This is a genomic window from Nocardiopsis exhalans (assembly GCF_024134545.1).
Classification (GTDB): Bacteria; Actinomycetota; Actinomycetes; order Streptosporangiales; family Streptosporangiaceae; genus Nocardiopsis; species Nocardiopsis exhalans.
In genome coordinates, this window is sequence record NZ_CP099837.1 from 4,607,079 (window position 1) to 4,628,483 (window position 21,405).

Genomic DNA, 21,405 nt, shown 5'->3' on the forward strand with positions numbered 1-21,405 from the left:
CCAACGCCCCCGACCCAGGAACGGAGCCGGTATGCCCGCCACACACGAGGTGTTCAACCAGGCCACCCCGCTCGGTGACTACAGCGCCGCCGACGACCCCGCCCTGTTGGAGGGCCTGCGCCGCGAGGGAGCGGGCTGGGCCGAGGCCGACGTGCGCGAGATCGGCGACGCCGCGGGCTCGGAGCGGGTGCGCGCCTGGGGTGAGTCCGCCAACACCTACCCCCCGGTCCTGCGCACCCACGACCGCTACGGCCACCGTGTCGACGAGATCGACTTCCAGCCCGCCTACCACGTGCTCATGGACCAGGCGGTGGAGCACGGACTGCACGCCGCTCCCTGGGCCGACGGGCGCGAGGGCGCCCACGTGGCCCGCGCGGCCAAGTTCTTCCTGTGGTCGCAGGCCGAGAGCGGCCACGGCTGTCCGATCTCGATGACCTACGCCTCGGTCCCCGCACTGCGCCACTCCCCCGCCCTGGCCGAACAGTACGAGCCACTGCTGACCGCGCGCACCTACGACTTCGGGCTGCGTCCGCCGCTGACCAAGCGCGGGCTGATCGCGGGCATGTCGATGACCGAGAAGCAGGGCGGTTCGGACGTACGCGCCAACACCACGCGCGCCGCGCCCACCAGCGAGGGCCACTACCTGCTCACCGGGCACAAGTGGTTCACCTCCGCCCCGATGAGCGACGTCTTCCTGACCCTGGCGCAGGCGCCCGAGGGCCTGACCTGCTTCCTGGTGCCTCGGGTCCTGCCCGACGGCAGCCGCAACCGGCTCTACATCCAGCGGCTCAAGGACAAGCTCGGCAACAAGTCCAACGCCTCCGGGGAACTGGAGTACGACGGCGCCGTCGCGCACCTGGTCGGTGAGCCGGGCCGGGGTGTGCCCACCATCATCGAGATGGTCAACAGCACCCGTCTGGACTGCGTGATCGGCTCCTCGGCGGGGATGCGCGCCGCCGTGGTGCACGCGCTCAACCACGCCGGGTCGCGCAGCGCGTTCGGCAAGCCGCTCGTGGAGCAGCCGCTGATGCGCAACGTCCTGGCCGACCTCGCACTGGAGTCGGAGGCCGCCACTGCGCTCATGACGCGGTTGGCGGGTGCGGTGGACCGTTCGGTGCGCGGCGACGAGGGCGAGGCCGCCTTCCGGCGCCTGGGCGTGGCCGTGGGCAAGTTCTGGGTGACCAAGCGCCAGCCGGTGCACGCCGCCGAGGCGCTGGAGTGCCTGGGCGGCAACGGGTACGTGGAGGAGTCGGGTATGCCCCGGCTGTTCCGGGACTCCCCGCTCAACTCCATCTGGGAGGGCTCGGGAAACGTGGCGGCACTGGATGTGCTGCGGGCGATGGCGAAGTCGCCGGAGTCGGTGGAGGCCTTCATGGGCGAGCTGAACACCGCGGCGGGCTCCGACGACCACTACGACGCCGCGCTGAAGCGGTTGGGGCAGGCCCTGGGCGACCTGGACGAGATCCAGTACCGGGCGCGGTCGGTGGTGGAGCTGATGGCGCTCGCCCTCCAGGCGTCGGTGCTGCTGCGCCACGCGCCGACCCCGGTGGCCGAGGCCTTCACCGCCTCGCGGCTGGGCGGGGAGTGGGGCCACGTGTTCGGAACGCTGCCCAGGGGCGTGGACACCGGTCTGATCCTGGACCGGGCCCGACCGCGCGGTTGAAATCATCCTTTTGCGCACCACATCACAACAACATCCGCAACTCTGGTGATAACAGCATCAAAAACCCCTGAAAACTGGGCCGATGAATGATCATCGGCCCAGTTCGGCATACTTCCGCCACCGAAGCGGAAGAAAGAAGTCGTCACCAACAAAAACGCCCTCCTGGGCCCCGACACCAAGAGACTGACGACGCCTATGGTGGAAGTCTGGCCAGGTAGTTCCTATCCGCTCGGTGCGACCTACGACGGGTCCGGCACCAATTTCTCCCTCTTCTCGGAGGCGGCCGAACAGGTGGACCTGTGCCTGTTCGACGACGACGGCGAGGAGACCCGAATACCCCTGACCGAATACGACGGTTTCGTCTGGCACGGTTACCTGCCCGGGATCGGCCCGGGGCAGCAGTACGGGTACCGCGTGCACGGGCCCTACGCTCCCGAGCACGGCTTGCGCTGCAATCCGAACAAACTACTCACCGACCCCTACGCGAAGGCGCTCAACGGCAACCTCACCTGGCACGAGTCGCTGTTCAGCTACCACTTCGCCGACCCGGACCGCAAGAACACGGCCGACAGCGCGAAGTACGTGCCCAAGTGCGTGGTGGTCAGCCCGTTCTTCGACTGGGGAAACGAGTCCCGTCCCCGCACGCCCTACTCGCAGACGGTGATCTACGAGACCCACGTGCGCGGGCTGACCATGCGCCACCCGGAGATCCCCGAACACCAGAGAGGCACCTACTCGGGGCTGGCCCACCCGGCGATGATCGACTACCTCACCTCCCTGGGGGTGACCGCGGTCGAACTGATGCCGGTGCACCACTTCGTGCCCGAACACGCGATGGTGGCGCGCGGGCTGACCAACTACTGGGGGTACAACACCCTGGCCTTCCTCGCCCCGCACAGCGGGTACGCCGCACTCGGCTCGCGCGGCCAGCAGGTGCAGGAGTTCAAGGCGATGGTGAAGTCGCTGCACGAGGCGGGCATCGAGGTACTCCTCGACGTGGTCTACAACCACACCGCCGAGGGCGACCACATGGGTCCCACCCTGTCCTGGCGGGGCATCGACAACCTCGGCTACTACCGGGTCAGCGACGAGGACCAGCGCTACTACCTCGACTACACCGGCTGCGGCAACAGCCTGAACGTGCGCCACCCGCACTCGTTGCAGCTCATCATGGACTCGCTGCGGTACTGGGTCCTGGAGATGCACGTGGACGGGTTCCGCTTCGACCTCGCCTCGGCACTGGCCCGCGAGTTCCACGACGTGGACCGGCTGAGCACGTTCTTCGACATCGTCCAGCAGGACCCGGTGATCTCCCAGGTGAAACTGATCGCCGAACCCTGGGACGTGGGCCCGGGCGGCTATCAGGTGGGCAACTTCCCGCCGTTGTGGACCGAGTGGAACGGCAAGTACCGCGACACCGTCCGCGACTTCTGGCGGGGGGAACCGGTCAAGGGCGAGCTGGCCTCGCGGCTGGCCGGCTCCAGCGACCTGTACCAGGACGACGGGCGCCGCCCGGTGGCCTCGATCAACTTCATCACCTGCCACGACGGTTTCACCATGGCCGACCTGGTCTCCTACAACGACAAGCACAACGAGGCCAACGGCGAGAACAACCGGGACGGCACCGACGACAACCGCTCCTGGAACCACGGGGTGGAGGGCCCCACCGAGGACCCCGCGATCCTCACCCTGCGCCGCAGACAGATCCGCAACTACCTCACCACCCTGTACCTGTCGCAGGGCGTGGTGATGCTCTCGCACGGCGACGAGATCGGGCGCACCCAGGGCGGCAACAACAACGCCTACTGCCAGGACAACGAGATCGCCTGGATCGACTGGGAGGGCGCGGGGCTCACCGGCGAGTACCCCGGCAACGACCTTCTGGACTACGTGCGCGAGCTGGCCCGGCTGCGGCGCGAGCACCCGGTCTTCCGACGCCGCCGCTTCTTCCACGGCAGCCCGGTGGAGAGCCCGGCGGGAAGCACGGGCACGTCCGGTGCGGACGGGTTGCCCGACATCTCGTGGCTGCGCCGGGACGGGTCGTCCATGGAGGGCGAGGACTGGAACAGCAGCGACCGCGCGCTGGGGGTGTTCCTCAACGGGGACGCCATCACCGAACCCGATCCGCGCGGGCGCCGCATCCGCGACAGCTCCTTCGTGCTGCTGCTCAACAGCGGCCCGGAGTCGGTGGAGTTCAAGCTTCCGGGCACCGAGTGCGGCATGGCCTGGGAGACCGTGCTGGACACCGCCGAGCCCGACGTGAGAGGTCGGCCGTTCGTGACGGCGGGCGGCCCGGTACGGGTGATCGACCGCGCCCTGGTGCTACTGCGGCGCGTCTCGCACCGGCACGGCTGACGACCTGGCAGCTGACGGCTGACGGCTGACGGGGCTGACCGCGGAGGCGTTCGGGGAGGGCGCCGAGCCGACGTGAGGGGGCCGGGGACCCGCGGGGTTCCCGGCCCTTCGCGGTGTCCCGGGACACGCCCTAACCTGGGTGACCATGTCGAACTTCCGCGAACTCCTTCCCGTCCCCGGCCGCACCGACGTGGACCTGGCCGAGGCCTACGCCTACCCGCTGGCCCCGGACCGGCCCTGGGTGCGCGCCAACATGGTCGCCAGCGCCGACGGCGGCGCGGTCGGCCCCTCGGGACGCAGCCGCGACCTGTCCTCGGACCCCGACCGCAGGGTCATGGGCGTGCTGCGCGGGCTGTGCGACGTCGTCGTGGTCGGCGCGGCCACCGCCCGGCAGGAGGGTTACCGGCCGGTGCGGCCGCGCGAGGTGTGGGCGAAGCTGCGCGAAGGGCGCCCGACCACCCCGCGGATCGCGGTGGTCTCACGGTCACTGGAGATCGACGACGAACTGCTCACCACGGCGCCCGAGGAGGCGCGCACCATCGTGTTCACCGTGGCGGACTCCCCCGCCGAACGTCGCGCGTTCGTGGCCGAGCACGCCGACCTGGTGGTGGTCGAGGGGGTCTCGGTCAGCCCCGGGCACATCGTGAACGCCCTGTCCGAGAGAGGTCTGTACCGGGTGCTGACCGAGGGAGGGCCGCACCTGCTGGCCGAGTTCGTGGGGGCGGGCCTGTTGGACGAGCTGTGCCTGACGGTGAGTCCGCACCTGTTGGGTTCCGGATCGCCCCGGATCGTCACCGGCAGCCCGGGGACCCCCGGGGCGCCCGAACACGTCTCGACCAAGAGCACACCCGTGCGGATGGCGCACCTTCTGGAGGCGGAGGGCAACCTGTTCACGCGTTACCTGAGGGAATAGGGCGTCGCACGGGCAGCGCCCATAACCGGTCGGTTTCGGCCACCCCACAATGACGCATGAACCATCCCGCAACCGGACATACCCGTTGTGTGTCACCCACGGAAAACGCTGTGACTGGACACACCGTGTCAACGGGGCTCACCGGTGTGGTCCCCTGGGCGAGAGGATGAACGTAGTGCCGACGTCCGAAAACGGGTCCCCTCCGGTCTACCGGGAGATAGCCGAGGAACTACGAGGACAGATCCGCTCCGGACGGTACGCCGACGGCGACCGCCTTCCCGGGGAGAACACCCTCATGGAGCGCCACGGCGTCGCGCGGGCGACCGCCCGGCAGGCGCTGTCCGTGCTCATCAACGAGGGCCTGGCCGTGGCCGTACGCGGCTCGGGCATCTACGTACGCGCCTTCCGTCCCCTGCGAAGACACGGCGCCCGGCGCCTGTCCCGCGACCTGTGGGGCAACGGGCGGGCCATCTGGCAGACCGACAGCGACACCCGGGGATACGAGGTGGAGGGGCTGGTCATCGACGAGATCGCCCCCGAGGGCCACATCCTGCGGGCGTTGGAGTTGGACGAGGGAGCCACGGTGGTGCGCCGTTCCCGGCGCTACCTCGTGGACGGCAGACCGGTGCAGAACGCGGTCTCCCACCTGCCACCGCAGCTGTGGGCGGGCCGGGAGGGCTCCCCCGCCGCCCAACGAGTCCGGGCCCCTGACAGCGGCCCCGGAGGCATCTACGCGCGACTGGCCGAACTCGGGCACGCCCCGGCCCACTTCACCGAGGAGATCCGGGTCCGCATGCCCACCCCCGAGGAGACGCAGGAGCTGGCCCTGTCCCCGGGGACACCTGTTCTGGAGGTGGCCCGCACCGCCCTCACCGCCGACCACCGGCCCGTGGAGTTCAACGAGATCACCATGGACGGTTCCGCCTACGTGCTGCAGTACGACTTCGACGCCTGAGCCCAGCGCCCCCGGCTCCGGGCCCTGAGCCAGCCCGGATCCCCGCACCGCTCTCCGCTCCACAGCCGCACGAGAAGGAGGGGCGCCCCTGGGGGACGCCCCTCCTTCTCGTATCCCTCGTGTCCGGACTCGTCGTCCGGCTTTCTCCTACCGATCGTCCGCACTCGGACTGACCGTGCTCAGGCGACGCCTCTGTTTGGAGGCGAAGACCAGGTACGCCAGCGGCAGGAAGGCGAGTCCCACCGCCACGGCCCCGGCCGCCGCGAAGAGCATGGCGTTGGACGAGGTCATCGCCCAGTGCGCCATTCCCACACCCAGGACGAGCGCCACTGCCAGCGCGCCGACGGCGATCACCGTGACAAACACCAGCAGTTTGCGGTCGTTCCAGGGCTCCGGCCGCGCGTGGTCGATCCCGGCCAGAGTGGATCGGGCGCTGAGCTCCACGGCCCAACGCAGCTCCCGGCCCACAGTGGCCGCGCCGCCGGTGACGGCGCGGGCCCGCGAACGGGCCCCCGCAGTGGCCTGGTCGAGCCACCACAGTCCGTATCGAATTCTGCCCACGCGCAGAGGTCGCCTGCTCACTCCGAGTGCCTGTTGAGCTGTAACAGCCATGCCACCTGCCTCAGTGCACTTCGACCACTGACCCCTGTCAGTGCCCGTACCCGCACATCTGGGCACCGAACGTCATCAAGGGTGAAGTTAGGTGTATGTGGCCTTTGGGGAGGATTTACCTAACCAAGGCGGATAAGGAGCTTTCCTGGCCTTGTGGCCCCCTGTCAGCATCCGAGCACGTTTCCAGGTAGCGTCGTCACCATGGCTGACGCAGCGGACCAGAGCCCGAAGAGCAACGCCGGGGCGCCCAGGGGCCTTCCCCGGACCGACCAGGAGTGGCGCGAGCGCCTCGACGAGCAGGAGTACGCGGTGCTCCGCCAGGCAGGCACGGAACGCCCCTGGTCCGGGGCGTATGTCGACACCAAGACCACCGGCGTCTACCGTTGCCGGGGATGCGACACCGAGCTGTTCCGCTCCGACGAGAAGTTCGACTCCCACTGCGGATGGCCGAGTTTCTTCGACCCGGCCGACTCCGACGCGGTCACTCTGCACGAGGACGCGTCGCTCGGAATGGTGCGAACCGAGGTGCGATGCGCCACCTGCCACTCCCACCTGGGTCACGTCTTCTACGGAGAGGGGTACAACACCCCTACGGACGCCCGTTACTGCATCAACTCGGTCGCTCTCACCCTGGAGCCCGGGGAGTAGGTGGCATAGCATCCTGGTTCCGGGTCCCCGCCGTTCCACCCGAACGGGCCGTATCCGGAGCCAGCCTGACCCTCGTGCCCGCGGGATCAGGGATAATCTCACCAGCGCACCGAAGTTCGGCCCCAGTGCCGACCGGACGGGCGCGCGCGGCGAGGGTGCCCCACCCGGTGACCGCGCACAAGAGAACCCGGCCAACGCCGGGTTCACCCCTCACAGCGGTAACCGATGTGCGGGCGACCAGACCGACCCGCGACGAAAGCGCTCGATGACCGACGACTCACCTTCCTCCTCCGTCTCCCCGCGGCCCGCGGCCAGACCGCGCTTCGGCATGGCCCAGGGATCGGCCCCTTGGCTGGTCCCGGCGCTCGGCGCGGCCGGAGCCGCCGCGTTCCTGGCCCGGCGCTCCCCGGTCGGGGCCGTCGCGGCCGCCCCGGTGATCGCCCTCGCGGCGGGGATGACCTGGTTCTTCCGAGACCCGAACCGGGGACCGGCGACCGGACGGGTGCTGTCCGCGGCCGACGGCGTCGTACAGAGCCTCGACCCCCAGCCCGACGGGCGGATCCGGGTCGCGGTGTTCATGAACCCCCTCAACGTGCACGTCAACCGTGCCCCCCTCGCCGGTGTGGTGACCGGCGTCGAACACCGCCCCGGGGGTTTCCGCCCCGCCTTCGACAAGGACAGCGAGCGTAATGAGCGCGTCATCTGGACCCTTGAAACCGAGATCGGTGAGATCACGGTCGTTCAAATCGCCGGCGCGTTGGTCCGGCGTATCGTCCCGTATCTCGCTGCGGGGCAGAAGGTCGAACAAGGCGAGAGGATCGGCCTCATCCGGTTCGGGTCACGTGTCGACGTCTACCTTCCGCGCGGGGTCACCCCGGCGGTGGAGGTCGGCCAGAAGGTCCGCGCCGGAGAAACCCGTCTTGACGCCGACTGAGGTGGCCCCCGCCGCCGAGCGGTCCACCCCCTTCGCCCCCGGGGCCACGCCCAGGCTCCGTCTGGGCGTGGCCGACTACCTGACCCTGGGCAACGCCCTGTGCGGCTTCCTCGCCGTGTGGGCGCTGGCCACGGCCCAGGCCGCTCACATGGCCGGGGGCGCCGCCGGAGCGCTGCCGAAGTCGGCCATGGCCACGGCCGTGGGACTGATGATGGTCGCGGCCGCCCTCGACGTGCTCGACGGCCGGGTCGCCCGCAAGCTGGGCGGCAGCGGGATGGGTGCCGAGCTGGACAACCTCGCCGACGTGATCAGCTTCGGGTTCGCCCCGGCGTTCTTCTTCGTGGTGTGGGGCACCATCGCGGGCGGTGCCGGTGTGCTGCTGGGCGGTTCGGTGCTGCCGGTGGTGGCGGGCGGCGCGGTGCTACTCGCGGTGATCGTGCGGCTGGCCAGGTTCTCCTGCCAGGCGCCGGACTCCAACTACTTCACCGGTCTGCCGTGCCCGTTCGGGGCCATGGCGGTGGTGACGATCGTGCTGCTCGACCCGCCGGTTCTGGCCGGGGTCGCCGCGGTGCTGCTCGTCGCCTGGCTGATGGTGAGCCGGATGGAGTACCCCAAGCCGCGCGGCAAGAAGGCCTACGTCGTGCTGGGCATGCTCGCCACCGGCGTGGCCTTCATCGCCGCCTGGGGCTTGGGACTGCCCGCCGGTGAGGCCCTCATCTACCTGATGAGCGCCCTGGTGCTGCTCACGATCCTCTCGCTTCCCTTCTACGTGATCGCGACCCGGCGCTCGACCTCCCCCGTCGGGCAGCTCGCCGAGCAGCCAGTCGACAGGCACGCCGAGCGGCCCTCCGAATAAGGACTCCGCACAGGCAAAAGGGAGGGCCCTCGCACCGGAGTGCGGGGGCCCTCCCTTTTGCCTGTCGCCCGTCGGGCCGCCGGTTAGGGCAGGGAGTCGACCAGCTCGGCCACGCTCTTGCGCCGCCCGGTGTAGAAGGGCAGCTCCTCACGGGTGTGCAGGCGGGCCTTGGCCCCGCGCAGGTGGCGCATCAGGTCCACGATGCGGTGCAGCTCGTCGGCCTCGAAGGCCAACAGCCACTCGTAGTCGTTGAGACCGAACGAGGAGACCGTGTTGGCGCGCACGTCCGGGTACGGGGCGGCCATGCGGCCGTGCTCGGCGAGCATGGCGCGGCGCTCGTCGTCGGGCAGCAGGTACCACTCGTAGGAGCGAACGAACGGGTACACGCAGATGTTGTCCCGCGGCTCCTCCCCGGCCAGGAAGGCGGGCACGTGGCCGCGGTTGAACTCGGCCGGGCGGTGCAGGCCCACGACCGACCACACCGGGGTGCTGGCGCGGCCCACGCGGGTGCGGCGGAACTCGGAGTAGATGCCCTGGACCTGCTCGGGGGTGTCAGCCACCCACCAGAACATGATGTCGGCGTCGGCCCGGAAACCCTGGACGTCGTAGCTGCCGCGCGTGGTCACGCCCTGTTCGGCGGCCTTGTCGAGCAGGCTCTGGAGCTCCTCGGCGGCCGCGCCGCGGTCCACACCCTCCAGGCTGTCGACCTTGAAGACCGACCACATGGTGTAGCGGATGAGTTTGTTGAGGTCGGTGCCGTCCTGGGCGACGGCCTCGTTGTTCTGCTGCCCCGTCACGGGTTGACTCCTTGCTGGTTCGGTCCGGGCTGGTTCGGTCCGGCGGCGCCCGGGGCGCCGCGGTCGGTGCGGTTGTGGTCGGTGCGGTTGTGGTCGGTGAGTACATCGGCCAGGCGCTCGGCCTCGCGGTCGGCATCGGCGATGCAGGCCGGGATGCCGACTCCCCCGTAGGCGGCGCCGCACACCCCGAGTCCGGGATGGCTGCCCACGGCCGAGCGGACGCGCTCCACCCGGGCGGCGTGGCCGACCGCGTACTGGGGCAGCCCGTCGGTCCACCGGGTGATACGGGTCTCGACCGGGGATCCGCGCAGTCCGGTGACGCGGGCGAGGTCGGCCAGGGCCGCTTCGGCCAGCTCCTCATCGGAGCGGCGCAGGGCGTTCTCGTCCCGGAACCGGCCGATGGAGCAGCGCAGGGCGACCAGGTCCTCCCCCGGGTTGACCCTATCCAGCTCCTGGGCCAGCCAGGGCCACTTGTTGCTGGAGAAGGTGGCGGCCTTGATGGTCAGGCCCTCTCCGGCCGGAACCAGGAAGCCGGTACCGGTGAGCGTCGCGGGGAAGGCCGAGGCGGGCAGGGCGAAGGTCACCAGCGCCATGCTCGCGTACTCGGTACGGCGCAGCTCCCGCGCGGCGGCGGGTTCGGTGTCGGCGAGCAGGCGGGCGGCCTCGGGGGCGGGGCAGGCGAGCAGCACCGCGTCGCAGTCGAGCGTCTCCGCCTGGGCCCCCTGGGCACCCTCCAGGCGTACTCTCCAGCCCTCGGGGAGCCGCTCCAGGGCCTCGGCTCGGGTGCCGGTGCGCAGATCCTTCTGGCGGGACGCCAGAGCGCCCACGAGCGAGGCGACCCCGCCGCGCAGGGAGGCGAAGACGGGTCCTGCCTTGGTGGGCGTGGCGCCCCGGCCGCTCAGGCTGGTGTGCACGGCGTTCATCAGGGAGCGGTCGCGCCGGGCCATCGGGGCGATCTGCGGCAGGGTGGAGTCCAGGGAGAGCTCGTCGGCCCGGCCCGCGTACACGCCGCCCAGGAGGGGTTCGACCAGCCGGTCCACCACCTCGCGGCCCATGCGGGTGCCCACGTATGCGGCCACGGGCACGTCGGAGCGCACCGGCGTGCGCGGCCAGACCAGGTCGAGCGCGGCGCGCAGGGTCCCTGCCGGGGAGAGCACCCCGCTGCGGGCCAGGGCACGCAGGTCGCCGGGCACACCCATGAGCTGGCCCTTGGGCAGGGAACGGATCCGGCCCCGGCTGTAGATGGCCGCGGCACCCGGGCCCGGGTGCACCACCTGGTCGTCCAGGCCGAGCTCGGTGAAGAGGTCGAGGGCCTCGGGACGGCGGGCGAGCACCGCCTCGGCACCGGCGTCGACGGACACACCCGCCACGGGCGAGGCGCGGAGCTTTCCTCCCGGGGCGTCGGCGGCCTCGACCACCGTGGTGGTGATCCCCCGGCCGTTGAGGCGGTGCGCGGCGGTGAGTCCGGAGACCCCGCCGCCGATCACGACGACATGCGGTGCTTGCGGCATGCCACCAGCTTCCCAGATGCCGCGGGTCACAGTGATCCGCCGTCCCCGAAGCGGGACCTCCTCCGGTGAGGTTTCGGTCGGAGGTCCCGAGGGTCCAGGTCCGGGCCCGGGCGCGGTGCGGATCCGGGAGAGGTTCGATCCGTTGCGCTCTCGTTACCGCCCGGACGAAACGCCCGGGTTCGGGGTCGCGTCGAAGCAGCATGGACACTCCAGCCCTCCCCCGTGCGGGCCGTGTGGCCCGCGTGACCGTCGCCACCGGCATGGCCGCCCTGCTGCTCGCCGCCTGCGGTGCTTCCAACGACCTGACGGGCAGCAGCGCCAGCCGAGGCGCCGCCCCGGACTCCGCCGACCTCGACATGCCCGAGGAACAGGCCGACGCCGAGGCCGGGTACACGGAGGAGGGGACCGCGGACGCCGCGGACGGCAACGTGGGCTCGGACGTGGAGATCACGGACCGGCAGCTGATCCACATCGCCGAGATGACCGTGCGAGTGGAGGACGTCGCCGAGTCCTCCGACCTGGCCAAGGCCCTGGCGGTCGAGGCGGGCGGCTACGTGGCCGAGGAGCGCCTCTCCACGCCGACGACCGGCACCCCTGAGAGCGATCTGACCCTGCGCATCCCCAACGACGACTACGAGAGCTCCCTGGACGCACTGGCCGAGCTGGGCGACCGCTCCACGCTGGAGCGGTCGGTGCAGGACGTCACCGAGGAGGTCGCCGACGTCGAGAGCCGCATCGAGTCCTCCGAGGCCGCCCTGGAGACCCTGCGCGGTTACCTGGAGCAGGCCGAGGACGTCGACGACCTGCTGCGCGTGGAGAGCGAGATCCAGCGGCGCCAGGAGGACCTGGAGGCGTTCCAGGCGCGGCTGAACTCGCTGGAGAACCAGACCACCTACTCCACGGTGCACCTGACCCTCCAGCCCCCAGCCACCTACGTCGAGGAGCCCTCCCGGGACTCCGTCGGGTTCCTCGGCGGGCTGGAGCGCGGCTGGCTGGCCCTGGTCGCTCTGGGTCAGGGTCTGGCCGTGATCGCCGGATGGCTGCTGCCCTTCACCGTGGTGGCCGTGGTGCTCGGCGCCTGGCCGCTGTGGCTGTGGCGCCAACGCCGCAGGGCCCGCCGGGACCAGCGGGAGCAGAACGCGGCCGTGCCCGCGGGTGCCGCGGCTGAGAGTTCCGAGAGCGGTTCCGCGACGGCGGACACGACCCCGGAAACAGACGTGAACGGCCCCGACGACCAGCGCTGACCGATCGAACCACAGCGCCGGTGCCCGGCTCCCGCTGCGGGGCCGGGCACCGGCGCGTCGTGTGTCGTGCCTGTCGTGCGGAGCGCCTAGTTGGCGGTCTCCTCGTGCACGAAGGCGGTGAGGCGTTCGAGCATGGTCGGGTCGGTGCTGGGCAGCACACCGTGGCCGAGGTTGAAGATGTGGCCGTCGGCGGCGCGGCCCCGCGACAGGATGTCGCGCGTACGGTCGGCGACGACCTCCCAGGGCGCGAACAGCGTCGCGGGGTCCAGGTTGCCCTGGAGCGCCGTGCCCGGCTGAACCCGCTGAGCGGCCTTGTCCAGCGGCACCCGCCAGTCCACGCCCACGACGTCGGCCCCGGCCTCGCTGAGCAGGCTCAGCAGCTCGCCGGTGCCCACACCGAAGTGGATGCGCGGCACCTCGTACTCGGTCAGCTGACCGAAGATCCACGAGGTGTAGGGCAGCACCGAGGCGCGGTAGTCCTCAGCGCTCAGCGCGCCGACCCAGGAGTCGAAGAGCTGGACCGCGCTGGCCCCCGCCTCGATCTGGGTGCGCAGGAAGCCCAGGGTGATGTTGGCCAGGCGGCGCATGAGCTCGTCCCACAGCTCGGGCTCGCCGTACATCAGAGCCTTGGTGTGCTCGTGGTTCTTCGACGGCCCGCCCTCGATGAGGTAGGAGGCCAGTGTGAACGGAGCGCCCGCGAAACCGATCAGCGGCTTGTCGCCGAGCTCTCCCACGAGCTGACCGACCGCCTCGGTGACGTAGGGGATGTCGCCGGGCTCGAGATCACGCAGGCGCTTGATCCCGTCGGCGTCCCGGATCGGGTCGTCGACCACGGGGCCGACACCCGGCTTGATGTCCAGGTCGATCCCGATGGCCTTGAGCGGCACGACGATGTCGCTGAAGAAGATCGCGGCGTCGGTGTCGTACCGGCGGACCGGCTGCATCGTGATCTCGGTGATCATGTCGGGTCGCGCACACGCCTCAAGCATCGGCACGTCAGCGCGGACCCGTCGGTACTCGGGCAGGGAGCGCCCGGCCTGGCGCATGAACCACACCGGTGTGTGGGACACCGGGAGGCGCCGGCAGGCGCGGAGGAATGGAGAGTCTTGAAGCGTCACCCTTGAATCGTGCCATGCCCGTCCCGGTGGTCTCACTCGGATCGCCGGAGTGGGGTCCTTCCGGCGGGGCGGGCCGGGGGCGCGCAGGCCCCGAACCGGCGCCGCTGACGGCTCCGCGGTCCCAAGATCATCACAAAAGCCCGACACGCCGGGGGAACTACGACCGCCCGCCGGTGACTCGTGCCACGGTCGAATCCGTGCCCACCATCACACCATCGGCGGGACACGTCCCGGCGACCCCCGCCAGGACGTGATCACCACAATATGAAGGCTGACGTTTCCACCATGCCCGATGTCGGTAGCGCCGAGAACGCTCAGGAAACGTTCCGGCGAGCGGTCGAGGCCCTGCGCTCTCCTCACATCCGCCCCGAGATCACCGTCCGGGAGATCCCCTCTCCCCAGCGGCTGGCTCCCCATTCCGCGGCTGTGTCGGCCGAGGTCACGGTTCAGGGCGAGGAGGTCGCCTGGGGCCGGCTGATCGTCCTGTACGACCCCGAGGGCACCCGTGACTGGCCCGGCCCCTTCCGAGTGGTCTGCCAGGCCAACTCCGAGCTGGAGTCGGAGATCGCCACCGATCCCCTGCTCGGCCCGGTCGCCTGGAGCTGGCTCACCGACGCTCTGGAGACCAACGGCGCCACCCACCACACGCTGAGCGGCACGGTCACGCGTGCCACCACCGAGGGGTTCGGTACCAAGGCGCACGAGGGCGCCACCACCGAGGTCGAGATGCGCGCCTCGTGGACCCCGGAGTCGGCGGACCTGTCCGGACACATGAGCGCCTGGCTGGCGCTGCTGGCCTCGGCGTCGGGGCTTCCCCCGCTGGACGTCACCGACATCGCCCGGCAGCGGTCGCGGCCCTGAGCCAGGGCGCGGGCGTTGAATTGTGCCTTGAGTCGCACCGATCCACACCCTCTGAGCTGGGATCGGGCATCCCCGCGGGGGCGGCTCGGGGCCCGGCGAACCCGTAACGCCCACCGATGCCGAAACGGCCCGTATCCGCGTTCGGTGGCGACAGCGCATACCGTAGTGGTGTGGCGAACGCGTTGAACTCCAAGACAGAACCCCGCGAACCAGACAACGACGACGCGGAGAGGGCGCCTCTACTTCGGGAACCACGCGAGGGCCTGCCTGAGGTCACCGCGGACGCCGACGCCCTCGCCGGTGTCATCGCGGCCCTGAGCGCCGGCTCGGGCCCCGTCGCCGTGGACGCCGAGCGCGCCTCGGGCTATCGGTACGGGCAGCGCGCGTACCTGGTGCAGCTGCGGCGGGAGGGTGCCGGATCGGCGCTGATCGACCCGATCGCCTGCCCCGACCTGAGCGACCTCAACTCCGCGGTCGACGGAGCCGAGGTGGTGCTGCACGCCGCGCACCAGGACCTGCCGTGCCTGTCCGAGGTCAACCTGCGCCCGTCCCTGCTGTTCGACACCGAGCTCGCCGGACGGCTGCTGGGCTACCAGCGGGTCGGGCTCGGATTCATGGTGGAGCGGCTGCTGGACGTGCGCCTGGCCAAGGAGCACTCGGCGGTGGACTGGTCGCAGCGGCCGCTGCCCGAGGACTGGCTGCGGTACGCGGCGCTGGACGTGGAGATCCTCATCGAGCTGCGCGACTCCCTGGAGACCGAGCTCACCGAGACCGGCAAGCTGGAGTGGGCCCAGGAGGAGTTCTCCTCCGTGCTGGCCGCCCCGCCCAAGGAGCCGCGCGCCGATCCCTGGCGGCGCACCTCGGGCATCCACAAGGTCCGCAACCAGCGCGCCCTGGCCGCCGTCCGCGAGCTCTGGTACGAGCGCGACCGCATCGCCCAGGAACGGGATATCTCCCCGGGCCGGGTGCTGCCGGACGCGGCGATCGTGGAGGCGGCGACGGCGATGCCGCGCAGCACCACGGAGCTGGCCAAGATCCGGCAGTACGGGATCAAACTGGCCCGCCGTTACCTGACCACGTGGATCAAGGCGGTGAACCGGGCCCGTGACATGGCCCAGGCCGAGCTGCCGCGGCCCAACGCACCCGGAGACGGGCCGCCCCCGGTCAACCGCTGGGCCGACCGCGCCCCCGAGGCGGCGCGCCGGCTGGAGGCCGCCCGGGCGACGGTGACGGGTATCGCGGAGGACGTCGTGATGCCGACCGAGAACCTTCTGCTGCCGGACACCGTCAGAAGGTTGGCGTGGGTGCCCCCGAAGACCGTGGACCCGGATTCCGTGGGCGATTTCCTACGCACGCGTGGCGCACGGAACTGGCAGGTCGGGTTGACCGCGGAACCGCTGGCCACAGCCCTGCGGGACGCGGAAAAAAGCTGATCAATACCCCCTTCAGTCATTTTGAATCCAAAGGTGACTGAAGTCACACACCCACAGAGGCGGTTCATGCCTGTTCCGTAGCCCGTTGTCCGATTAAGTTATAGAAACGTGCCCTGGAATCTCGGGGCCGTTCGGCTTCTTCTACGGGTATGTACCGAACCGCGGGCCCACAAGGCCCCGGTACGTGTGATCAGGGAAATGTGGTGAGTCTGCTTGTCGTTCTGGCGTGCGCTGCTGCGTGAGACGGGGTTGACGCGTTCTGCCAAGGTCAAGGCGACCGAGGCCGCCATACCCACTCCCCAGGAGCGAGAAGAGCTCCTGGCGGAGCGGACCGCGCCCCTGCCCCAGCAGGTACCGACCGCCGCGGGCGGGGTGCCCACCGGCGCCTCGCACCGGGCGCTGCCCCAGCGCCCCGTGTCCTCTACCGCCGGCACCAAGGTCTCCGGAACCAAGGTCCCCACCGCCGGGATGCGCGCGGCGGCCCTGGAGCGCACCCTCCAGTCGCTCGTGGAGCGGCTGGGGACCGAACACCCGGACACCATCACCGCCCGCAACAACCTGGCCACCAAGTACGCGCAGATGGGTCGGCGCCAGGCCGCCGTGCAGCAGTTCGAGCTGGCCCTGGGCGAAGCCGTGGCGGTCTACGGCGAGGAGCACCCCCGCACCGAGATCATCCGGGAGAACCTGGCCTGGGCGCTGGAGGACGTTGGCTGCCCCGCCGACGCCGCCGCGCAGTGGGAGACCCTGCTCAGCCAGCGGGAAAACCAGTTCGGCCCGGCCGACGAGGACACGGTGGAGGCGCGCATGCGCCTGGCCGTGTGCTACCGGCGCAGCGGCCGGGTGGACGCCGCGGTGGCCCACTACGCGCGGGCCATCGAGGACGTCGCCTCCACCGAGCGCCGCGAGGAGCTCCGGCTGGGCATGAGCGCGGCGCAGAGCATGGCCGGACGCTACGAGGAGGCCATCTCGCAGCTGCGGATGGTGCTGGCCGGGCGCCGCCGTCGCCTGGGCAAGGGCCACCTGAACACCCTCGCGGTGCACCACCGGCTGGGCCGCGCCTACACGCAGGCGGGCCGGGCCGACGAGGCCGTCGAGGTCCTCCGCGAGGCCTACCGCGTGGCGCTGAACTCCTCCGGCGACCCGGAGGTGCGCCGGCTCACCATGCGGCTGCGCCGGGACCTGGCGGGCGCCTACAACGCCGCCGGGCGCCACCGCGAGGCCGACGCGCTGCTCTGACAAGGCGCGGCACACCCGAGGCGCGCTGAGGGCCGGGGCTCCCCACCAGGGCTCCCGGCCCTCACGCGTGTGCGCGGAAGGTTCGGGGAACAAGGTGGCCAGGCGCGAAAACCATTCGCGCGAACTGCCCTGGTATGGAGGCCATGGGCTTCCTCGGTTGAGTCGGCCCCAAGGCACTAAACACACCTACTTCGTGGCCGACTCCGGTGACGACCCGCTCGGGGTCACCCTGCGGCTGTCTACCAGGAGGAATCGCCTCGCTTGCTGGTTCGCGTAGGTCTGACACCGTCTAACACCTACGGGGCGGCGGACTGGGGAAGTTTTGTGGTTTCGCCCCGCCCGCCGGGATGGTTTCGCTAGTGTGTTCGATCATGAAGATCGTTGTGCAGATAAAGCTGCTCCCCGACGCCGCCCAGTCGGCGGCGCTGTGGGAGACGCTGAAGCTGTGCAACCAGGCAGCCAACCACGCCTCCCGACGCGCCCACGAGAGCGGAGTGAAGGCTAAGGCACCGTTGCAGCGCCTGGTCTACGCCGAGCTGAAGGCCATGGGTCTGTCCGCCCAACCCGCGATCCACTGCGCACGCAAGGTCGCCGGGTCTTACGCCACACTGAAGGCCAACCTCACGGCCGGGAATTACGGCCGTCAGGGTTCCAAGCAGCGCGCCCGTGTGGAGAACTCGCCGGTGCGGTTCCGTAAGGACGCCGCGCAGCCGTTCGACGACCGATGCCTGTCCTGGCAGTTGGACGCCCGCACCGTGTCGATCTGGACCGTTCAGGGGCGGATGAAGGGCATCGCCTTCGCGTGCTCATCTGACCAGGCCAAGACGCTGGCCGAGTACCGGCAGGGTGAGTCCGACCTGGTCCGGCGCGGTGGCAACTGGTACCTGTACGCCACATGCAAGGTTCCCGAAGCCGAGGAGTACACCCCCGGCTCCTTTCTCGGTGTCGACCTGGGCATCGCCAACATCGCCACCACCTCCGACGGAACCGTCCACTCGGGCAAGCACATCAACCACGTCCGCCACCGTCACCGTCATCTACGCCAACGGTTGCAGCACAAGGGCACCAAGTCCGCCAAACGGGTACTGCGCCGGCTGTCGGGCCGGGAGAAGCGATTCGCGGCCGACACCAACCACCGCATCGCCAAACGCATCGTGACCGAGGCTCAACGCACCTCGCGCGGCATCGCCCTGGAAGACCTGGGCGGCATCCGCGAGAGGGTACGGCTACGCAAGCCCCAGCGGGTCACGCTGCACTCCTGGTCCTTCGCCCAACTCGGGTCCTATATCGCCTACAAGGCGAAACGGGCCGGGGTGCCGGTGGTCTATGTGGATGCGGCCTACACCTCCCAAGGGTGCAGCGCCTGCGACCACATCGACAAGAAGAACCGACCCAACCAGTCCACCTTCGTATGCACGTCGTGCGGCTTCGCTGAGCACGCCGACGTCAACGCAGGCCGCAACATCGCCAAGCGTGGTGTTGTGGTCTGGGCAGTGAGTCACGCTGCCGACGACGCGGCCTAGCATCCACCATCCAGGTGTGAGCTAGAGCTGCGAGCTCGGTCCTTCAGGCCCGAGAAGCTGACGTCGATGACCTGCTCGTTCTGCGTAACCGAGTACCCCGCCGGAGACGTGCGCCTATTTAGCGCCCCCAAGCCCGACAGGGTCGGGAATCCCCACGCGGGTTCCTGGCCCTTTCGCGTGTGCGGAGGGGGTTCGGGGGAACAGGAGGTGCGGGGGACACGTCGGTCACGTGCGAAAACCACTCGCGCGAGCCGTCCCGGCCTGGCAGGATCCGTCCGTTGCCCCCACTGACCGACCGGAGAGAGCGATGCGCGAGCTCAGCACCGAGGAGATCCGCTCCTCGTTCGTCAACTGCCCCAAGGGCGAGACCAAGCGGATGCACTTCCCGCCGGTCATGCCGCTGCTGGACTGGGAGGACATGGACTTCCTCGGCTGGACCGATCCCAAGGCTCCCAACCGCGCTTACCTCGTGATCGACTCCGGTGAGGACCCGCTCGGGGTCGCCTTGCGGCTACCGACGGGCAACCGCAAGGCGAACTTCTTTAAGTCGATGACCTGCTCGTTCTGCGTGACCGTGCACCCCGCCGGGGGCGTGCGCCTGTTCAGCGCCGCCAAGCCGGGCAAGGCTGGCAAGCAGGGCGACACGGTCGGCCTGTACGTGTGCGCCGACCTCGCCTGCCCGCTCTACGTCCGGGGAAAGCGGGAGTCCGCGCTGATCCAGCCCGCGGAGACCATCACCCGCGAGGAGCGCATCCAGCGCCTGCGCATCAACGTCGACCGCTTCGCGACCACCTTCCTCGGTCACGGGAACTGACCCGGGGCCGAGAAGCCCCTGGTCCGGGAAGTAATAGGTACCGGGCTCAGGACGTGGTGCCGACGGCCTCCGGGGTCTCGGGGGTCTCCGGGGTGAGGAGCTGGCCGGCGGCGAGGTCGCGGTAGAGGTCGTCGCCGTCGACCAGTTCGGCGTGGGTGCCCACCGCGCGGACCGTGCCGGTCTCCATGACGACGATCCGGTCGGCGCTGGTGACCGTGGACAGGCGGTGCGCCACCACGATCACGTTGGTGCTGCGGGCCGCCTCGAGCATGACCGCCTTGAGGGCGCCCTCGTTGGCGGCGTCCAGCTGGGAGGTGGCCTCGTCCATCAACAGCAGACGGGGGCGGCGGAGCAGCGCCCGGGCGATGGCCACGCGCTGGCGCTCGCCCCCGGAGATGGTGACGCCGCGGTGGCCGATCGCGCTGTCCAGGCCGTCGGGCAGGCGCTCGACCAGGTCCGTGAGCCGGGCCGTTCGGACGACCTCCTGGAGTTCGGCCTCGGTGGCGTGCGGCGCGGCCATGGTGAGGTTGGCGCGCAGGGTCCCGTCCAGGACAGGGGCGTCCTGTTCGACGTAGCCGATCTGGGCGCGCAGCGCTTCCAGGGGCCAGTCGCGGACGTCGGTGCCGTCCAGGCGCACGCTGCCGGAGGTGGTGTCGTAGAAGCGCTCGATGAGTGAGAAGACGGTGGTCTTGCCCGAGCCCGAGGGTCCGACCAGGGCGGTCAGGCCCGCCCCGGAGGCCTCGAAGCCCACGCCGTGGTGCACCAGCGGCAGGTCGGGGTGGTAGCGGAAGGTGACGTCGGTGAGGGAGAGCTCGGCGGGGCGGGCGGAGAGGGGTTCGGTGCGGTTGCCTTCGGGGTTCTCCTGGTCCAGGTCGGCGACCTCGTCGATGCGGCGTACGGCGGCCAGGCCGGTCTGGAGCTCGGTGGCCGAGTTCACCAGGGTGATGATGGGTTCCATCAGGTAGAAGAGCAGCAGCAGGAAGGCGATGAGGGTGGACACGTTCATCGTCCCTGCGGCCACCATGCCGCCGCCCACGCCCAGGACCACGAGGAACGAGACGTTGACGGTGAGCGAGGCCAGGGTGCCCGAGAGCGCGGTCCACCCGGCCACGGCCACGCCCTTGCGCCAGGACTCCACTGCGGCGGTGTCCAGGCGTTCGATCTCGGCGCGCTCGGCCGAGGAGGCCTTGACCGTGCGGAAGGCGCCGAAGATCCGTTCCAGGAGCGAGCCCATCTCACCGAGTGAGGCCTGGGCCGCCTGGGTGGCCCGGCCGATCCTCGGCAGGATCACCCCCATGAGGACACCGACCACCAGGATCATTCCCAGGGTGATCAGGAGCAGCACCGGGCTCAGGAACGCCATGATGACGATGGCGCCGACCAGCAGGACCGTGCTGGTGAAGAGGTTGGTGATGCCGCTGGTGGCGACGGAGCGGAGCAGGGTGGTGTCGGCGGTCAGCCGGGAGACCAGGTCGCCCGGTTTGAGCCGGTCGAGTTCTCCCACGCGCAGCCGGACCAGTCTGCCGACCAGGTTGCGGCGCACTCCGAGCACGACGCTCTGGCCGGTGCGCTCCAGGACGAAGGCGCCCAGGGCGCCGATGACGGCGCCGAGGAGCACCACTGCCAGCAGTGCCAGGATCGGGCCGGAGACGGAACCGCCCTCGCCCAGGGCGTCGATGACGTACTTCGCCATGAGAGGCTGCGCCAGGCCGGTGATCCCGCCGAGGAAGGTGAGCACTCCGCCCAGGACCAGCATGCGCCAGTGCACCCGGGCGTACTCCCACAGGCGGCGCAGCGGTGCTTTGGGCGCCTGCCTGAGCAGTGCGACGTGCTCCATGTCCGATGGCGGCATCTTTGCATCTTTCATCTGCTACGCGCGGAATCTCCCTTCAGCCAACCGTGTTGGCGGTAGCGCTCACAACCGCCGAAAGT

18 protein-coding genes are annotated in these 21,405 nt (G+C 70.3%); 13 read left to right on the forward strand and 5 right to left on the reverse strand.

The window, feature by feature from the left end; translation table 11 throughout:
- Positions 1-31 precede the first annotated feature (31 nt).
- The 4 genes from NE857_RS20315 to NE857_RS20330 all read left to right on the forward strand — a co-directional run bounded on the left by NE857_RS20315 (position 32) and on the right by NE857_RS20330 (position 5,886).
- Positions 32-1,663 carry an acyl-CoA dehydrogenase family protein gene (locus tag NE857_RS20315; RefSeq protein ID WP_254417196.1) on the forward strand — a complete coding sequence of 544 codons (1,632 nt, stop codon included), beginning with the start codon at positions 32-34 and terminating at the stop codon, positions 1,661-1,663.
- 195 nt (positions 1,664-1,858) lie between these two features.
- Positions 1,859-4,018 carry a glycogen debranching protein GlgX gene (glgX, locus tag NE857_RS20320; RefSeq protein WP_254417197.1) on the forward strand — a complete coding sequence of 720 codons (2,160 nt, stop codon included), beginning with the start codon at positions 1,859-1,861 and terminating at the stop codon, positions 4,016-4,018.
- Positions 4,019-4,163: 145 nt separating this feature from the next.
- A complete protein-coding gene (locus NE857_RS20325; RefSeq protein ID WP_254417198.1) occupies positions 4,164-4,931 on the forward strand; it encodes a pyrimidine reductase family protein in 768 nt (255 codons plus the stop codon).
- A gap of 166 nt (positions 4,932-5,097) precedes the next feature.
- On the forward strand, positions 5,098-5,886 hold the full coding sequence (locus tag NE857_RS20330; protein WP_254417199.1) for a GntR family transcriptional regulator: 789 nt from the start codon (positions 5,098-5,100) through the stop codon (positions 5,884-5,886).
- 147 nt (positions 5,887-6,033) lie between these two features.
- On the opposite strand, the gene NE857_RS20335 is transcribed toward NE857_RS20330, so the two are convergent.
- Positions 6,034-6,447 carry a hypothetical protein gene (locus NE857_RS20335; RefSeq protein WP_017581078.1) on the reverse strand — a complete coding sequence of 138 codons (414 nt, stop codon included), beginning with the start codon at positions 6,445-6,447 and terminating at the stop codon, positions 6,034-6,036.
- A gap of 252 nt (positions 6,448-6,699) precedes the next feature.
- Between NE857_RS20335 and msrB the strand changes: the two genes are divergently transcribed.
- The 3 genes from msrB (at position 6,700) to NE857_RS20350 (ending at position 8,936) form a co-directional block, all read left to right on the forward strand.
- The gene (gene msrB / locus NE857_RS20340) at positions 6,700-7,146 is read left to right on the forward strand and encodes a peptide-methionine (R)-S-oxide reductase MsrB (protein ID WP_254417200.1); all 447 of its coding nucleotides are present in this window, start codon (positions 6,700-6,702) and stop codon (positions 7,144-7,146) included.
- A gap of 265 nt (positions 7,147-7,411) precedes the next feature.
- On the forward strand, positions 7,412-8,080 hold the full coding sequence (locus tag NE857_RS20345; protein WP_254417201.1) for a phosphatidylserine decarboxylase: 669 nt from the start codon (positions 7,412-7,414) through the stop codon (positions 8,078-8,080).
- Positions 8,067-8,936, forward strand: coding sequence for a CDP-alcohol phosphatidyltransferase family protein (locus NE857_RS20350; RefSeq protein WP_254417202.1), 870 nt, complete (start codon positions 8,067-8,069; stop codon positions 8,934-8,936). Before NE857_RS20345 ends, NE857_RS20350 begins: the two co-directional genes overlap by 14 nt.
- A gap of 83 nt (positions 8,937-9,019) precedes the next feature.
- On the opposite strand, the gene hemQ is transcribed toward NE857_RS20350, so the two are convergent.
- Positions 9,020-9,733, reverse strand: coding sequence for a hydrogen peroxide-dependent heme synthase (hemQ, locus tag NE857_RS20355; RefSeq protein ID WP_254417203.1), 714 nt, complete (start codon positions 9,731-9,733; stop codon positions 9,020-9,022).
- Positions 9,730-11,244 carry a protoporphyrinogen oxidase gene (gene hemG / locus NE857_RS20360; protein WP_254417204.1) on the reverse strand — a complete coding sequence of 505 codons (1,515 nt, stop codon included), beginning with the start codon at positions 11,242-11,244 and terminating at the stop codon, positions 9,730-9,732. Before hemG ends, hemQ begins: the two co-directional genes overlap by 4 nt.
- A 200-nt stretch (positions 11,245-11,444) precedes the next feature.
- Here hemG and NE857_RS20365 point away from each other — a divergent pair, with 200 nt between their 5' ends.
- Positions 11,445-12,488: a DUF4349 domain-containing protein gene (locus tag NE857_RS20365; protein WP_254417205.1), complete on the forward strand. Its 1,044-nt coding sequence runs from the start codon at positions 11,445-11,447 to the stop codon at positions 12,486-12,488.
- A gap of 86 nt (positions 12,489-12,574) precedes the next feature.
- Here NE857_RS20365 and hemE read toward each other — a convergent pair whose 3' ends face one another.
- Entirely contained in the window at positions 12,575-13,543 is a 969-nt protein-coding gene (hemE, locus tag NE857_RS20370; protein ID WP_239646093.1) for a uroporphyrinogen decarboxylase, read from the reverse strand.
- Positions 13,544-13,891: 348 nt separating this feature from the next.
- Here hemE and NE857_RS20375 point away from each other — a divergent pair, with 348 nt between their 5' ends.
- From NE857_RS20375 to NE857_RS20395, 5 genes are all read left to right on the forward strand, one after another.
- The gene (locus NE857_RS20375; RefSeq protein ID WP_254417206.1) at positions 13,892-14,467 is read left to right on the forward strand and encodes a DUF3000 domain-containing protein; all 576 of its coding nucleotides are present in this window, start codon (positions 13,892-13,894) and stop codon (positions 14,465-14,467) included.
- 182 nt (positions 14,468-14,649) lie between these two features.
- Positions 14,650-15,900, forward strand: a complete 1,251-nt coding sequence (locus tag NE857_RS20380; protein ID WP_254422047.1) for a ribonuclease D — start codon at positions 14,650-14,652, stop codon at positions 15,898-15,900.
- A gap of 213 nt (positions 15,901-16,113) precedes the next feature.
- Complete coding sequence (locus NE857_RS20385) at positions 16,114-17,136, forward strand: tetratricopeptide repeat protein (protein ID WP_254417207.1); 1,023 nt, start codon at positions 16,114-16,116, stop codon at positions 17,134-17,136.
- A 371-nt stretch (positions 17,137-17,507) separates the two neighbouring features.
- On the forward strand, positions 17,508-18,659 hold the full coding sequence (locus NE857_RS20390) for an RNA-guided endonuclease InsQ/TnpB family protein (protein WP_254417208.1): 1,152 nt from the start codon (positions 17,508-17,510) through the stop codon (positions 18,657-18,659).
- 307 nt (positions 18,660-18,966) lie between these two features.
- Entirely contained in the window at positions 18,967-19,473 is a 507-nt protein-coding gene (locus NE857_RS20395) for an FBP domain-containing protein (protein WP_254417209.1), read from the forward strand.
- A gap of 46 nt (positions 19,474-19,519) precedes the next feature.
- Here the strand turns inward: NE857_RS20395 and NE857_RS20400 are convergent, their stop codons facing one another.
- A complete protein-coding gene (locus NE857_RS20400; RefSeq protein WP_254422048.1) occupies positions 19,520-21,310 on the reverse strand; it encodes an ABC transporter ATP-binding protein in 1,791 nt (596 codons plus the stop codon).
- Positions 21,311-21,405: the final 95 nt, after the last annotated feature.

Excerpts from the sequence above, each read along its gene's own strand:
- NE857_RS20315 (WP_254417196.1), top strand. The coding sequence starts at position 32 with ATGCCCGCCACACACGAGGTGTTCAACCAGGCCACCCCGCTCGGTGAC.
- glgX (WP_254417197.1), top strand. The coding sequence starts at position 1,859 with ATGGTGGAAGTCTGGCCAGGTAGTTCCTATCCGCTCGGTGCGACCTAC.
- NE857_RS20325 (WP_254417198.1), top strand. The coding sequence starts at position 4,164 with ATGTCGAACTTCCGCGAACTCCTTCCCGTCCCCGGCCGCACCGACGTG.
- NE857_RS20330 (WP_254417199.1), top strand. The coding sequence starts at position 5,098 with ATGAACGTAGTGCCGACGTCCGAAAACGGGTCCCCTCCGGTCTACCGG.
- msrB (WP_254417200.1), top strand. The coding sequence starts at position 6,700 with ATGGCTGACGCAGCGGACCAGAGCCCGAAGAGCAACGCCGGGGCGCCC.
- NE857_RS20345 (WP_254417201.1), top strand. The coding sequence starts at position 7,412 with ATGACCGACGACTCACCTTCCTCCTCCGTCTCCCCGCGGCCCGCGGCC.
- hemG (WP_254417204.1), bottom strand. The coding sequence starts at position 11,244 with ATGCCGCAAGCACCGCATGTCGTCGTGATCGGCGGCGGGGTCTCCGGA.
- NE857_RS20365 (WP_254417205.1), top strand. The coding sequence starts at position 11,445 with ATGGACACTCCAGCCCTCCCCCGTGCGGGCCGTGTGGCCCGCGTGACC.
- NE857_RS20375 (WP_254417206.1), top strand. The coding sequence starts at position 13,892 with ATGCCCGATGTCGGTAGCGCCGAGAACGCTCAGGAAACGTTCCGGCGA.
- NE857_RS20390 (WP_254417208.1), top strand. The coding sequence starts at position 17,508 with ATGAAGATCGTTGTGCAGATAAAGCTGCTCCCCGACGCCGCCCAGTCG.
- NE857_RS20395 (WP_254417209.1), top strand. The coding sequence starts at position 18,967 with ATGCGCGAGCTCAGCACCGAGGAGATCCGCTCCTCGTTCGTCAACTGC.
- NE857_RS20400 (WP_254422048.1), bottom strand. The coding sequence starts at position 21,310 with ATGGAGCACGTCGCACTGCTCAGGCAGGCGCCCAAAGCACCGCTGCGC.